General features: G+C 52.5%; 14 protein-coding genes. 4 read left to right on the forward strand and 10 right to left on the reverse strand.

What is annotated here, in order from left to right; translation table 11 throughout:
* The first annotated feature begins 152 nt into the window (after nt 1-152).
* The 4 genes from H8L32_RS24205 (at nt 153) to H8L32_RS24220 (ending at nt 4158) form a co-directional block, all read left to right on the forward strand.
* A complete protein-coding gene (locus H8L32_RS24205) occupies nt 153-1418 on the forward strand; it encodes a histidine kinase (RefSeq protein WP_186950254.1) in 1266 nt (421 codons plus the stop codon).
* Nucleotides 1411-2181 (forward strand): LytR/AlgR family response regulator transcription factor, encoded by a 771-nt coding sequence (locus H8L32_RS24210; protein WP_186950255.1) that lies wholly within the window; start codon nt 1411-1413, stop codon nt 2179-2181. The genes H8L32_RS24205 and H8L32_RS24210 overlap by 8 nt, the downstream gene beginning before the upstream one ends.
* The gene (locus tag H8L32_RS24215) at nt 2181-3584 is read left to right on the forward strand and encodes a DUF4407 domain-containing protein (protein WP_186950257.1); all 1404 of its coding nucleotides are present in this window, start codon (nt 2181-2183) and stop codon (nt 3582-3584) included. The genes H8L32_RS24210 and H8L32_RS24215 overlap by 1 nt, the downstream gene beginning before the upstream one ends.
* Before the next feature lie 235 nt (nt 3585-3819).
* Nucleotides 3820-4158: a hypothetical protein gene (locus H8L32_RS24220; RefSeq protein ID WP_186950259.1), complete on the forward strand. Its 339-nt coding sequence runs from the start codon at nt 3820-3822 to the stop codon at nt 4156-4158.
* 67 nt (nt 4159-4225) lie between these two features.
* Here the strand turns inward: H8L32_RS24220 and pcp are convergent, their stop codons facing one another.
* The 10 genes from pcp to ubiE all read right to left on the reverse strand — a co-directional run bounded on the left by pcp (nt 4226) and on the right by ubiE (nt 14113).
* Nucleotides 4226-4876: a pyroglutamyl-peptidase I gene (gene pcp, locus H8L32_RS24225; RefSeq protein WP_186950261.1), complete on the reverse strand. Its 651-nt coding sequence runs from the start codon at nt 4874-4876 to the stop codon at nt 4226-4228.
* A 48-nt stretch (nt 4877-4924) separates the two neighbouring features.
* Complete coding sequence (locus H8L32_RS24230) at nt 4925-5911, reverse strand: DUF979 domain-containing protein (RefSeq protein WP_186950263.1); 987 nt, start codon at nt 5909-5911, stop codon at nt 4925-4927.
* Entirely contained in the window at nt 5908-6669 is a 762-nt protein-coding gene (locus tag H8L32_RS24235) for a DUF969 domain-containing protein (protein WP_222619479.1), read from the reverse strand. The genes H8L32_RS24230 and H8L32_RS24235 overlap by 4 nt, the downstream gene beginning before the upstream one ends.
* A 133-nt stretch (nt 6670-6802) precedes the next feature.
* Nucleotides 6803-8152 (reverse strand): CDP-diacylglycerol--serine O-phosphatidyltransferase, encoded by a 1350-nt coding sequence (gene pssA, locus H8L32_RS24240; protein WP_186950266.1) that lies wholly within the window; start codon nt 8150-8152, stop codon nt 6803-6805.
* A gap of 71 nt (nt 8153-8223) precedes the next feature.
* Entirely contained in the window at nt 8224-9249 is a 1026-nt protein-coding gene (locus H8L32_RS24245) for a patatin-like phospholipase family protein (RefSeq protein ID WP_186950268.1), read from the reverse strand.
* An 88-nt stretch (nt 9250-9337) separates the two neighbouring features.
* Nucleotides 9338-9949, reverse strand: a complete 612-nt coding sequence (locus H8L32_RS24250) for a methyltransferase domain-containing protein (protein ID WP_186950270.1) — start codon at nt 9947-9949, stop codon at nt 9338-9340.
* 13 nt (nt 9950-9962) lie between these two features.
* Nucleotides 9963-11528 (reverse strand): ubiquinone biosynthesis regulatory protein kinase UbiB, encoded by a 1566-nt coding sequence (ubiB, locus tag H8L32_RS24255; RefSeq protein WP_186950273.1) that lies wholly within the window; start codon nt 11526-11528, stop codon nt 9963-9965.
* A complete protein-coding gene (locus tag H8L32_RS24260) occupies nt 11525-12097 on the reverse strand; it encodes a ubiquinone biosynthesis accessory factor UbiJ (protein WP_186950359.1) in 573 nt (190 codons plus the stop codon). Before H8L32_RS24260 ends, ubiB begins: the two co-directional genes overlap by 4 nt.
* Before the next feature lie 320 nt (nt 12098-12417).
* On the reverse strand, nt 12418-13344 hold the full coding sequence (locus H8L32_RS24265; RefSeq protein ID WP_186950275.1) for a Tim44 domain-containing protein: 927 nt from the start codon (nt 13342-13344) through the stop codon (nt 12418-12420).
* Nucleotides 13345-13378: 34 nt separating this feature from the next.
* Complete coding sequence (ubiE, locus tag H8L32_RS24270; RefSeq protein ID WP_186950276.1) at nt 13379-14113, reverse strand: bifunctional demethylmenaquinone methyltransferase/2-methoxy-6-polyprenyl-1,4-benzoquinol methylase UbiE; 735 nt, start codon at nt 14111-14113, stop codon at nt 13379-13381.
* Nucleotides 14114-14177: the final 64 nt, after the last annotated feature.

Consider the following 14177-nt stretch of genomic DNA (forward strand, 5'->3'; position numbering starts at 1 on the left):
CACCAGTGCATGCTTTACAGCAGCTGTCAGTCAGTTTTATTCCCTGTTATCTGCGATTCGTCAGAATTTTTTTGCTTTCGTCGGAAAATGCAAGACGAAAGCCGCGCAGGCAATTATTCTTGGCAACAATTACAAACAAGAAGGAAACAAGCATGTTCACAACTATCTGGTTTATCTTGCGTGCCAGTTTTGGCTGGAGCCTGCTGGTTCTGTTCAGCACCATATTTATCGTCAACGTGATTTTCAGGAATCACATGCCGGACGAAATCATTTTCCTGCCGATTACTGCGGTAGCACTGGTGATGGGCATCAGTTTTTCCCATGTGCGCCGGGTGCGCCTGATCGCCAGCAAGGTGGATGCAGGTACGCTCGCCAATCGCCAGCGCCGCCAGATAGAAATCCCGCTGGAAGCCAGCGAGGCATTTGAACTGGTAGATGCTGCCATACGTGAACTGCCCGGCGCTGAAGACACCGACAGTGCCAAAGACAGTTTGCAAATACGGGCCAAAATCAAACGCATAGATCCTTATCAGGCAAATTTCGTTGACGACTTGAAGATGCTGGATTTTCTGACGACCAAGCGTAACCAGATCCTGGCAACGATCACTCCCGGCGACGGAGTCGGCAGCTTGACCCTGATTTGCGAACCGGAACGCCCGGCCTGGACCGATTTATTCCTGGTCGACAACGGAACCAATCTAGAAAACGCAGAAGCCGTCACCCGCGCCATCACCCGTCGCATTGCCGAACGCAGACGCAAGGAAAAAGCCAGCGCGGCACAATCCGTCACAGAAAAAGAATTGACGGTAGCCAAACTGAATCTCTTGCATGCACAGGTAGAACCGCATTTTCTGTATAACACCCTGGCCAGCGCACAATTATTGACGCGGGCAGATCCGGCCGCAGCCGATCAGATGTTGGGCAACCTGATCACCTACCTCCGTCATTCACTGCCGCGCACTGAAGATACTGCTTCCAGCATAGGGGAAGAACTGGAACGGTCCATCGCTTATCTGGACATCATGAAGATACGCATGGGTGCACGTCTGAACATACAGATCCAGGTACCGGCAGAATTGAAAGCCCTGCCCTTCCCCATGATGATGTTGCAAACCCTGGTGGAAAACGCCATCAAACATGGCCTGGAACCCAAGACTGGCGGCGGCACGATATGGATCATCGCCAGACAGCATGAAGGCAATGTCGCCGTCACCGTCGCCGATGATGGCAATGGCCTGGGAGCAGAAATTGGCGGCACCGGCATAGGCTTGAAGAACGTTCGTGAACGTCTGCGCCTGGCGTATGCAAATACGGCCAGCTTTGTACTGGTTGGCAATTTCCCCAGTGGTGTGGCGGCCACCATTACGGTGCCGGTCATCAGAGAAAAAACTGCGGATAAAGGAGAGCAACATGCCTAAGTGTGTCATCGCCGAAGATGAAAGCCTGTTGCGCGAAGCCCTGCTGCAACAACTGAGTCTGGCCTGGCCAGACCTGGACATTGCAGCAGCCTGCGATGATGGCGGCAGCGCGCTGGAAGCGATAGCCACTCATCAGCCGGATGTGGTGTTTCTTGATATCCGCATGCCGGGTCTGAGTGGACTGGAAGTGGCCGCCGCCATGACAGAAGTCAGTCCGCGCAGCCAGATCGTGTTTGTCACAGCCTATAACCAGTACGCAATCGATGCCTTTGAAAAAGGTGCCGTAGACTACCTGCTCAAACCGATTACCCAGGAACGCTTGCTGGCCGCCGTAAAACGCCTGCAAATGCGTGCCCTGACCGGTGCCACTGACATGCAGGCGATTACCACGCTGGTACGCCAGTTAAGCGGCGGCCCTGCCGATGTGCCCAAACCGGCACCACTGGTATGGATTACTGCCAGTGTAGGCACAGAAACCAGACTGATCATGGTGGATGATATCGCCTATTTCCAGGCCGACAGCAAATACACCGTGGTCATGACAGCTGAAGGTGAATCCCTGCTGCGCAAACCCATACGCGATTTGCTGCAGGTATTGGACAACAGCATGTTCAGGCAGATACACCGGTCCACCATTGTGAATATGCGTGCCATCGCCTCCATCACCCGTGACGATGGCGGCAAGGGACTGGTCAGGCTGAAGACGCGCCCTGAAACCCTGAGCGTCAGCCAGCCCTTCATGGTCTTGTTCAGGAACATGTGATGACCATGCGATTCATTAATGGTCACGCCTGCTTGCAGGCAGGCAAATCCGTATTGGCCCTGTCGGCTGCTGTCAGCCTCAAAGTGCTAGACCAGCAGGACAGCAATGGCAACTACCTGTATGCGCGTGGCCGCCACAAGTATTTTGGCATAGGTGCGCTGGTGATCTTCTTCGCGCTGTTTTCCGGCTACGGCATGGCGCATATGCTGGCCAGCATGGTGAATGTCAGCAGTAGTGGTTCCATCATTGCTGGCTGCCTGTGGGCCATGTTCCAGTGGTGTCTGGAACGCCAGATGATCATGTCCATTCATTCTGACAGCAGTTGGGTCAGCAAAACCATCGGTATCAGCTGGCGCAGCCTGCTGGCCTTGCTGTCTGCCATCACCATGGTGTACCCGTTTTTTGTGGATAGCAACCGGGCCGAAATTGACGTCAAGGTCGGTGAAATGACACGCACGCGACTGATACAGAACCTGCAGACTGCCGAAGCAGCAACAGGTTTACCCGTACTGCAAAAGAGCAGTACAGACCTGGATGAAAAACTGCGCAAGGCAGAAGACGCCATACTGAGCGACCCGCCACAACTGGCAGAGATGCGCAAACAATTGCACAACTGCCGTGATCGTGCTCGTGAAGAAGAACGCAAAGGCATGCAGCAGATTGCAAGCTGGCAGCAGGCATTGTCAGGCATTGCATCCATCAATCCGGAAACGGCTCTGCTACAACAAAAAATCAGCGCAACGCAAAATCGCATCAAGGCTGGCAAAGCCCGGTGCCAACAGTACGAACAGGAAATCAACAATAGCCTGCTGGCATGGAAAAATGAAAAACTCGCAGACAAGACGCTGATAGCGACAGCATTGAAACAGACCCAGTCCAGCATCAGCAAAGCGCAGGAACGCAGCAATGTACTGGAACAAAAACAGACAGCAAAAATAGAAGCGGCCGCTGCGTCCGGCTTTGCCGCTGATTTTGCCGCCACCTGGCAGATGCTGCAAGATGACCAGCACCGTCGCCTGCAATTTATCTGGTGGCTGCTTTGGTTCCTGACGATAGAAATGGTCGCCATCATCATCAAGTTCAGCTCACACACCGATGTGGATGCAAAGCTCAATAGCGACGAAGAACTGGTCAAATTCGATATCAGTCAAAGTACACAGATGCGCCGCGCCGAACTGGCACTCAGGCAATTACATCATGCAATGAATATCAAAGGCCAGCAGGCCGCATTGCAAGCCGATGATGGCAAAAGTGCGGCAGCACTTGCCACCTTGCAGCGGCTTCATGAACTGGAAAAACAGGCAGAAACTGGTAGTGGCCTGTCTTTTGAATCGCAACAGATGCTGCAACAAACCATCAGCGCCATGCATGACAGTTTTGCAAGGCTGCTATTGGTGAAGTAAGATTTAATTCATTGATGCAGAATGATTCATTAAAAGCAATTGTGTCCGGTGTGTCCGCCAGTGTCCGGCCTACCCAGGAATAGCGGACAGTCCGGGGCTGAAAAAGTTCCGTCAACTTGCTGTTTTTATTGAATTTCTTTATTTCAGACCGATGGCACAATCCTTGCAAAAGCTGTAGACGGACACAAGTAGTCAATTGCCATAAAATTATTATTCTATTGGGGATGCAGGCAAAATGAAAACCATACTCATGCTCAAGCTGACATGTGCAACACTTTTGCTGGCTACCCTGTTGCCGGCATCTGCCCGCCAGCCCCTGCCGGTTACGCATCAGGATGCGCAATTGATTTCCTACTTCAGGTCGTATGCACCAGCCGCCGAAGTCATGATCAAGAAAACCGATAGTGGCATGCCAACAAATGGCGATGCCAGTGTTGATAAAAATGGCATACCCAGAAAGGCATCTGTCACAGGCAATCCAGCTGATGGCGATAAACAAAGCAGCCGGATGAATGAAGCAAATCAGCGTGATGACAGACTGGTGATGCCGCAAGCACCACAATTGCCGCAATAAATCACTCCCTCTGCACACCCTGCCCTGCAAGAGCAGGCTTCAATCTCTGGCCTTGACTGTAACTGCTTCAATGCGTGGCACCGCCAGCAATGACCATGTCTTTGCGGGTCTTCAATATTGTTTCCAGCACATGAACCAGACCCGTCTTCATCATGTCCAGCGGCATGCTGGCGGCACCCGGGTGGGCAATGGCCTGTTCAGGCAGATAGGGGATATGGATAAAACCGGCCGCCTGCACATAGTCCATCTTTTCTGCCATATGCATGAGACCGTAAAACACATGATTACAGACATAGGTACCAGCCGTCTGTGATACCCCTGCCGGTATGCCATTCTGTTGCAGATCATGCACGATGGCCTTGACAGGCAGGCGGCTGAAATAGGCTGCCGGGCCATCACTGAATACCGGCACATCAATCGGCTGGGCACCGGCATTGTCAGGAATGCGCGCATCATCCACATTGATGGCAATACGCTCTATGCTGATCTCGGCACGACCACCAGCCTGGCCCAGGGCCAATACAACGGCTGGCCGGTGCTTTTTCAGCGCAGCTTCCAGCGTCTGCAAAGAGCGATGAAATTCGCAAGGCAACAGAACGCTGACAATTTGATGCTGATCACCGATCAGCAAACCTTCCAGTTTGCGCACCACTTCCCATGATGGATTGTTCTGCTCGCCGGCAAAGGGATCAAATCCAGTCAATAGTATTCGCTTCATAAACACCTCATGGAGATGAAATTTCTGGTCGGAGATTCAGCCAAAAATTCAGGGAAAAACAAAGTAATGTATCAAAAGGATATTACACACCAGGACCAGCAAAGCCGTTGGTATCTGTGTCTTGATGACCAGATACTTGTCTTCCAGCTCCAGCAAAGCCGCAGGAACTATATTGAAGTTCGCCGCCATCGGTGTCATCAGGGTACCGCAATAACCAGAGAACATGCCTATCGCAACCAGTGCCGCCGGATGGGCATGATGCTGGTTAATCAGGAATGGCAAGGCAATCCCTGCCGTCATCACCGGAAAAGCTGCAAAAGCATTACCCATGATCATGGTGAACAAGGCCATGCCACCGCAATACATGACGATGAGGGTAAACCGGCTCTCCGGGTTGATGAAGAGATTGACGATGGCCTGTATCGATTGCCCTGTCTTTGCCACCACAAAGACACCGCCCAGCATGGCCAGCATCTGCGGCAATATCAGCGCCCAGCCTATGGCATCGATCAGGCGGCGTGATTCTCTTACCGCCTGCAAAGGTGTGCTGCGGGTATACCGGCAAGCGACAGCCAGGGCCACCAGGCAGGCCAGACAGAGCGATGTCAGCGTCAGATTTTTTTGATCCAGCAAATACCAGGCACCCAGTTGCCAGTCTTTTACCACGACGGTAAGAATAACGGTGATGACGGGTATGGTCAGTGCTGGCAAGAATATCCGGTTACCCAGTCTGCTAAGCGCAGCCAGACGCTGTTGCCGGTCTGTATCGGCATGACTGCCCTTGCCCAGCCAGTTCATGCCTGCCAGCACAGCCATTATGATGACGCCTGTACCTGTCACTTTATAGGTCACCGATTTACCCAGTGTCGCCAGCATCAGGTCACCAAACAAAAAACTGACGCCGAACAGACCCCAGAACAGTGCAGTCGTATAGCGGCGCGGATTGCTGTGATCGCGCAGCGCCATGTATGCCACCAGCATGACGATGATACCGATCAGGTAAAACACCAGATTGATGCTGAGAATAGCGTTCATGACGATACTCCCGCTTTGTCAACAACATCAGTAACATCAGTGACATCAGCAACATCGACAGCCTTGTTGCCTTGTTCCCTTGCACGCCAGGCATGGATGTCACGCGCAATCGCCGCATCCAGCCGCGACAGGCGAAACAGGTGAATGACCAGCGCGCACAGCGCTGTTGGTATACCCCACATGCCTATGCTCAGCGGTTCCACTCCCTGTATGCCGTTTTCCTTGAGGAAGGCACTCATCAGCAATACCGCACCAAAGGCAATGAAAATATCTTCGCCGAAGAACAGGGCAACATTGTCACAGGCGGCAGCATGGGCCGCTATACGCTCACGTATGGGTGCAGGTAAATCGCCATGCTGGTTGCTGGCCGCCGCTTCCGCCATGGGCGACAACAACGGCCGGACCGTTTGCGCCTGTCCACCCAGGCTCAACAAACCCATGGCCGCACTGATTTCACGCACCACAAAATACAGCATCAATATCCTGCCAGTGGTAGCACTGCGTATGCCTGCCACCCAGGCCTGCGCACGTTCCCGCAGACCGGCTCTTTCCAGCAAACCGATCACGGGCAATATCAGCAAGGCACTTGCCAATTGGCGGCTGTTCAGAAATTTCTCACCAAAGGTTTCCAGCAAACTGCCAAAGTCCATGCCTGTCGCCAGCCCCGTCACCAGACCGGCCACAGTCACCACCAGCAAGGGATTGAAACGCAAAGCAAATCCCAGAACCACCACTGGTATGCCTATCAACGGCAACATCAGCGACGACAATGACACCAGATCCATGCTTGCCCCTTTATGCAACTGATATGGAATATTTTTTAGGACTTACGCAAAATTGTCTCAACAAGGAGCTGCAACGCCTTGGGGCGGTTTTACGTAAGTCCTGATTTTATAGAACACGGTATGCCAGCCTGTCCAGGCGAGTGCGACTGAGGCGACTTAGCAATTTACGTACCGGATCGGGATAGTCCGCCAACTTTTCCAGCTCGCGGTAATGCCGGACCTGGCGGGTGTTTTCCATGATGCAGTGTAGTTCCTGTTGTCTTTGTGCCAGCAACTGCAATTGAGGATCATGAATCAGCAAGGCATTTTCCAGGTCCAGACGAAACGCCCTGGGGTTCAGGTTATTACCCGTCATCAGCGCATAATGCTGGTCTATCCACAAACCCTTGAGATGGAAACTGTTGTCGGCATCTTTCCACAAATGCAGTTGCAACTGCTGGCTGGCAATTTCGGCCTGATGGGCTTTGGCAAAGCGTCGCAGATTGACTTCATACAGATATGGCAAGGCAGCGATAACCTTGAAAGGCTGCTCAGGCGGGATAAAAAAATCATTGGCCGTTTTGTCACCGACAATGATGCTGATATGCACGCCACGCTTTAGCGCACGATTGATTTCGCGTGTCACCGCCAGCGGGAAATTGAAGTACGGGGTGCAGATGATGATCTGTTTTTTGCTGGCTGCCAGCAACTGACATATCACCTTGTTCAGGGGATTGTTTTTCCCTACCCCCACCAGCGGAGTGACGCTCAATTGATGTGGGCTGATTTCTGCATCAGGCACATGGCAGTCATAACGTGCACGCTTCAGCTTTTCACGGAATTGCTTAATTTCGCGTCGTATGCTGCGCGTAGCTGGAATCTCTGGCACATCCAATCTGTGCACGGCCGCTGACGACAGCAGGTGTTCACGGATAAACTGCACCATGCAATTGGCCAATGCCTTGTTATGTATCAGCAGATAGCGGTCATGCCGGTATTTATCCTGTTTGTGCAGGTAGACATTATTCAGACTGGCGCCGCTATAGATGACTTCATCATCGATAACAAAGCCTTTCAGGTGCAGAACGCCGAATAACTCTCTGGTCTGTACCGGGATACCGTATAGCGCTACAGCATAATGATTGGCCTTGCTGATGGCCTGATACCAGGCCGCATTGCCGCCACTTTTGCCGGCACCGATCAAACCTCTTTGCGCCCGGTGCCAGTCAATCAGCACGGCAATATCCAGTGCTGGCCTGGCGGCCTTGGCTGCATACAGTGCCTGCAAGATTTCCGCCCCGGCTTCGTCATCCTGCAGATACAGGCTGCACAGATAAATCCTGTGTTTGGCACTGGCAATTTTTGCCAGCAATTCGCTACGGTATTCTGCCGCTGTATGCAGGGTACGTACAGATTCTGCCTGCAAAGGAATGCCAGTCAGGTAAGTGAAATCAGAAGCGGATTTTAATAAGCGCATGGGTATCAATTGCTGCCAGTGAAAAACCTGATGATGGTAACACCAGGGCCTGCTAACAACAATTAAGGGGTTTAACGAAACAGATGTGCCATCCTGAAGGTAGAGCCTCGTCCCAGTTGTTCAAAGCTTTCTGCCAGCCATGCGTCAGCACGCAAGCGACCTTCTGCTTGCAGGCTATGCAGGAAGGCCGGGCTCGCATTCATTTTACTGTGAGAGCTTAACTGGCTCATCAGTTCTGGTGCAGCAATCATGTGCATGTTCAGGTGACGCAAACGCCGCTCCAGTTTGCCCAGCGCCAGCCAGCCGCGTTCAGCCTGGCGTTTGGCCAGCATCAGACCCTGCAGCTCGGTATGGAAGGTTGAACTGAAACCCATTTCTGTCAGGCGTTGCCAGATCTCTGACGCCGATGTCGGTGTATGCGATTGCGCCTGCGCATGCAACAAAATGGCCACGATGTCGCGCGCCATGCATTGATGCACCAGTGGAAACAGGGGTGGATTGGAAGTCAGCCCGCCATCCCAATACGCTTCACCGTCAATTTCTACCGCCCTGTGCACCATGGGCAGGCAGGCCGATGCCAGGAGTACGTCCAGGCTTAGCTGACGGTTACGGAACAGTTTCAGGCTGCCGGTGCTGACCTGGGTCGTGGCGATAAACAGTTTGATGCCGTCCTGTCTGCGCAACGCATCAAAATCAATCTGGGCGGCCAGAATATCGCGCAGGGGATTGATATCAAAGGGATTCAGTTGTGAAGGCGAAAAGAAGCGCGTCAGCCCAAACAAATGCTTCATGCCGGCCGAGATATCGGATTGCGCGACAATATCCTGCATGAAGCCGTATTCTTCATAAGACCGGCTGAAAGGGGAACTGCTAGCCACACTTTCCCAGAAAACTTTCAGAGCCTGCCTCGCACCTTCGCGCCCACCCTGCAAATAACCATGCGCCAGTACCACGGCATTCATGGCCCCGGCGCTGGCACCGCTGATGGCTTCTATGCTGATGCGCTCATCTTCCAGCAGGCGATCAAGCACGCCCCAGGTCAAAGCGCCATGCGAGCCGCCACCCTGCAATGCCAGTGAAACCAGTTTCTTTGTCAAAGTAACTCCCGTCAAGGTCGTAACATGGAGCAAGATTAAAACAGCGAATTGACTACACTATGACGGATGAAGAAGTTGCCAGCAAGGTTTAAGAACGCCGACGCCAGATTTGCCAGCGTTCCCTGCCCTCAAAGACGGAAATCGAGTCGCTGACTGGGTTGTCTTCCAGCATGTCAAAAAAAGGGGCCATCAATTGACGAAATTCATTGCTGTTGATGGTGAAAGGCGGTCCCTTGGTCGATGCATTCTGTGCATCGTCATGAAAGAAATACCCTGCCAGCAAGGCACCGGCCGGTAACAGCCTCGCCCAACGCTTAATGATGTCAGGCCGCATTTCTGGCGGCAAGGCACAAAAGAAGGCACGTTCATAAATCAGCCCCAGCGGCTGCGCGGGCGTGTAGCTAAAAAAATCGGCCTCAATGACATGCCTGCCCCATACACCTATGGCAACCCTGGCGCTTTGCACAGCAGCAGGAGAAAAATCTATCGCAGTCACATCCCACCCGGCCTGAGCCAGATACGCCGCTTCATAACCGTTGCCACATCCAGGGATCAATGTATGCAACGGCTGTGTGGCGGCCTGTACGAATGCCTGTAGTGCGGCAGGCACATTGCCCTTGTCCCATGGCATGAAGTTTTTTTCAAAGCGCTCATCCCAAAAATCCGGGTGACGCGGGTCGCGGGTCAGAAATGTCGCCATTCTAAAAAACTACTCAGCCACTGAAATAAAAATGCAATAACAGTTGCGCGACGATGATGCCGGAAAACAGGCCTGCACCAAAATACACAATGGTACGCAACATGCGGTTGGTACGCCGCTGTTCGCTCAACAGTGCCATCAGCATATCGTCACCGCGGGAAGGTTCACCGGCACGTGTCAGGGCCTGATGGGCAAGACGTGGCAACTGCGGGAAGATATGGCTGTAACGTGGCGCTTCTGCCTTCAGCTTATCCAGCAGGCCGCGCCAGCCTATCTGTTCACTCATCCAGCGTTCCAGATACGGTTTCGCGGTTTTCCACAGATCCAGGTCCGGGTCCAGTTGACGCCCCAGGCCTTCGATATTCAACAGGGTTTTTTGCAGCAGCACCAGTTGCGGCTGCACTTCTACATTGAAACGGCGTGAAGTCTGGAACAGGCGCAGCAAGACCTGGCCGAAAGAAATATCTTTCAGGGGGCGGTCAAAGATGGGTTCACAACAGGCGCGTACTGCCGCTTCCAGTTCATCGACACGGGTTTCTTTGGGTGCCCAGCCGGATTCGATATGGGCTTCTGCCACGCGCTTGTAATCGCGCTGGAAGAAAGCCAAAAAGTTTTGCGACAGATAATCCTTGTCGAAATCATTCAGGGTACCGACGATGCCAAAGTCGAGCGCGATATACCGGCCCAGTGTGGCTGGCGCAGTCGATACCAGGATATTACCCGGATGCATATCGGCATGAAAAAACCCGTCCCGGAACACCTGGGTAAAAAAGATGGTCACACCATCACGCGACAGCTTTTGCAGATCAACACCGGCTTCGCGCAACTTGTCCAGTTGCGAAATCGGTATACCCTGCATACGCTCCATCACAATGACCGACGACGAGCAATAATCCCAGTACATCTCGGGTACCAGCAGCAAATCAGAATCCGCAAAATTGCGGCGCAACTGGCTACCATTGGCAGCTTCGCGCATGAGGTCAAGTTCGTCATGCAGATACTTGTCAAACTCGGCCACGACTTCTTTGGCCTTCAGGCGTTTGCCATCAGCCCACAGGGCTTCCAGCCAGCCGGCGGCAATTTGCATCAGGGCGACGTCATCATCAATGGCTTCTTTCATACCGGGACGCAGTACCTTGACGGCAACTTCGCGGCCATCCTTCAATATCGCAAAATGCACCTGGGCGATGGATGCCGATGCCACCGGTACACGCTCGAAACTGGCAAACAGCTGGTCGGGATGTGAACCCAGGGATTTCTTGATTTGAGCTATTGCCAGATCCGGATCGAAGGAAGGTACACGATCCTGCAAATGCGCCAGTTCATCAGCAATATCCGGCGGCATGAGATCACGCCGGGTAGACAGCACCTGTCCAAATTTGACGAAGATGGGTCCGAGTTCTTCCAGCGCCTTGCGCAGGCGCTCGCCACGCGGTGCCGACAGATCACGCCAAAACAGCAAGAGGTCAATAAAACGAGCGGTACGCGGAACGGACAGGCCAGAAATCGCAATTTCATCGATGCCATATTTAATGGCAATACGAATAATCTTTGCCAGTCTGAGAAACTTCAATATCATCCGCGCATCCTTTCCAGTTTTTCGATGCGCTTGATCAGACGCTCGACATCATCCCGCGTCTTGCTGACTTCGGTACTCATACCCTGCACGGCCACAGGCCTGACCAGCATGGGGTTTTCTTCTAAAAAATATTCTGCCAGGTTTTCCTGGATTTTCTGATGGGTTTCCAGCGCCGTCTGGTGTATGGCTTTGGCCAAGCCGACCATGCGCACGGCAGCAATATCGCCAAACAGCTTGCTCAGGTCTTCTTCTGCTTCCCAGCGCAAATTCTGGCTCACGCTGGAAATGGTATTGGCAAACTCGGCATCGCCTTCTATGCGGACATAAGAAAATGCGCGTTCGCGGTTTTGTGCAATCAACGGTAAATCACTGAGCTTGATATGGATGGTGACCTGAGGTACAACGTCAGCCCCGGCAGCTTCCAGCAAACCATCGGCACCAACTTTCAGGCGCACCTGCATGGTCTGCAAGTCTATGCAGGCGATATGGCCGGCATGCGGCAAAAGCTTGTCTCTGGCCCAGCTTTCCTGTGCCAGCAAATGATTGATAAAGGGGGCGATGGGGATCATGTTCAAATCAGGGCTGTCACAAAATAATCCTGCAATGGCATGGCTTGATTGACCAATCAGCTTACCAGCTAAGGTGCCAATAAAGGTGCCAATAAAAAAGCCGTCCAGCAAATGCGGACGGCTTCCAGTTTAACAGCTTATCGCAGCAAGCATGGCTGCGCAGCATCAAACTTGCTCAAAACCTGTTTTCGATCTGTAGCGAGCGAGCGTCAGCGGGTGTGAAGAGCAGCGCAAAAAGCGGAATGTACTCTAGTACATGAGCATTTTGAGCAGCACATGAGCCCCGATCACGCTAGCGCAGTAAGATCGCAAACAGGTTCTTACATTTGTTGAATACCTGCAAGAACCCAACCACCCTGACCATTGACTGGTTTGGACAGATTCCACACTTCCGTAAAGGCTTCTGCCGGTGCAGTTTGGGATTCCTTGATCATGCCGGTAAACTTGATGCTGGCCAAATGATCTGCACCAACGGTCTCTACACCCAACAAATCTGCATTCAGGGTCACGACATCAGTCACATTGGAAGATGCACCACGCTCCTGAATCTGCAATTTCAGTTCAGCATACATTTCTGCCGTTGTGAATTCACGCAGGTCATTGATGTCGGCTTTGTCCCATGCGGCTTGCAAACGGATGAAATAGCCTTTTGCATTGCGCAGGAAGCCAGGTACATCAAAGTCGGCAGGCACAGTCCAGTTGGTATTCACGTCATTGGCATTCGTGTCAGCAGCAGGCGCAGCATTACCCTGGAAAGCCATAGGCTGCTGGCGTGAGCCGATTTCCGGTGTGCTGTTCGATGGCATACCGGCATACGCAGTCTGGTTAAAACCAGGTGCAGCACCCTGATTATTCTTGTTACGGAACAGACGGATCACAAAGAAAATAGCGAAACCTATCAAGGCAAACGTCAGCAAACTACCTAACATGCTGGCAACTGCGCCACCCAGGCCAAAGTGCGACAAAGCTGCGCCCAGCAAGGCACCGCCGATAAGGCCGCCGACTATGCCCTTCCATGGGGAAGCCGGTTTAGGCGGGATAGCCGCAGCCGGTGCTGCCGCAGGGGCAGCCGGTTTTGCCTGGTTAAAGTTGCTTGTATTCGCTGGCGGTGTGGCTGCCTGACGCGAAACATTATTTGACTGACGCCCGATAGAACCACCGCCGCCCAGGCGTTTGGCTTCCGCGTCAGAGACGGTCATTGCCATCGTACTTGCTACGACCAGCATTGCGATCAGAAATTTTTTCATCATCCGACTCCTGTTGTTTCAAGTTTTATTTGCATCAAAGTTTGATGCCGGTGTGTAATGCGGCCACACCTGCCGTCAAATTAAAATACTGCACTCTGTCCAGTCCTGCCGTTTCCATCATCGTTTTCAGGGTTTCCTGATCCGGATGCATGCGTATCGATTCAGCCAGATACTTATAACTCTCGGCATCGCCAGCAATTTTTTGTCCCATCCATGGCAAGACCTTGAAAGAATACAGGTCATACGGCTTTTGCAAGATTTCCGGTACCTTGGAAAATTCCAGCACCAGTAATTTGCCCCCCGGCTTCAGTACACGCTGCATTTCTGCCAGTGCCTGGTCCTTGTGGGTCATATTGCGCAAACCGAATGCCACGGTCACTCTGTCAAAGTAATTGTCCTGGAAAGGCAATTTTTCCGCGTCACATAGTAAAGTGGGGGTGATCAGGCCTTTATTCAAGAGACGGTCACGCCCTACCCTGAGCATGGATTCATTGATGTCGGTATGCCAGACCTCGCCAGTCTTGCCCGCCTGACGCACGAATTCCTTGGTCAGATCACCCGTACCACCAGCAATATCCAGCACCCTGAAGCCAGGGCGCACACCGGCCTGCGCCACAGTGAATATTTTCCATACCCGGTGCAGACCAGCCGACATCATGTCATTCATGACATCGTATTTAGCCGCAACCGAATGAAATACCTCGGCAACCTTATGGACTTTCTGGTCTTCTTCTACGGTTTCATAACCAAAATGAGTGGTATTTTTCATATTTTCTGGCTTAAGTATCTGATCAGCAACACAATGCCGGACATTTTCTCATTTTTGCATTGTA

It is taken from the genome of Undibacterium hunanense (assembly GCF_014284335.1).
Classification (GTDB): Bacteria; Pseudomonadota; Gammaproteobacteria; order Burkholderiales; family Burkholderiaceae_D; genus Undibacterium; species Undibacterium hunanense.

Coding starts and splice junctions, on each gene's coding strand:
- H8L32_RS24205 (WP_186950254.1), top strand. CDS start 153: ATGTTCACAACTATCTGGTTTATCTTGCGTGCCAGTTTTGGCTGGAGC.
- H8L32_RS24210 (WP_186950255.1), top strand. CDS start 1,411: ATGCCTAAGTGTGTCATCGCCGAAGATGAAAGCCTGTTGCGCGAAGCC.
- H8L32_RS24215 (WP_186950257.1), top strand. CDS start 2,181: ATGACCATGCGATTCATTAATGGTCACGCCTGCTTGCAGGCAGGCAAA.
- H8L32_RS24220 (WP_186950259.1), top strand. CDS start 3,820: ATGAAAACCATACTCATGCTCAAGCTGACATGTGCAACACTTTTGCTG.
- pcp (WP_186950261.1), bottom strand. CDS start 4,876: ATGAAGCGAATACTATTGACTGGATTTGATCCCTTTGCCGGCGAGCAG.
- H8L32_RS24230 (WP_186950263.1), bottom strand. CDS start 5,911: ATGAACGCTATTCTCAGCATCAATCTGGTGTTTTACCTGATCGGTATC.
- H8L32_RS24235 (WP_222619479.1), bottom strand. CDS start 6,669: ATGTTGCCGTTGATAGGCATACCAGTGGTGGTTCTGGGATTTGCTTTG.
- pssA (WP_186950266.1), bottom strand. CDS start 8,152: ATGCGCTTATTAAAATCCGCTTCTGATTTCACTTACCTGACTGGCATT.
- H8L32_RS24250 (WP_186950270.1), bottom strand. CDS start 9,949: ATGGCGACATTTCTGACCCGCGACCCGCGTCACCCGGATTTTTGGGAT.
- ubiB (WP_186950273.1), bottom strand. CDS start 11,528: ATGATATTGAAGTTTCTCAGACTGGCAAAGATTATTCGTATTGCCATT.
- H8L32_RS24260 (WP_186950359.1), bottom strand. CDS start 12,097: ATGATCCCCATCGCCCCCTTTATCAATCATTTGCTGGCACAGGAAAGC.
- H8L32_RS24265 (WP_186950275.1), bottom strand. CDS start 13,344: ATGAAAAAATTTCTGATCGCAATGCTGGTCGTAGCAAGTACGATGGCA.
- ubiE (WP_186950276.1), bottom strand. CDS start 14,113: ATGAAAAATACCACTCATTTTGGTTATGAAACCGTAGAAGAAGACCAG.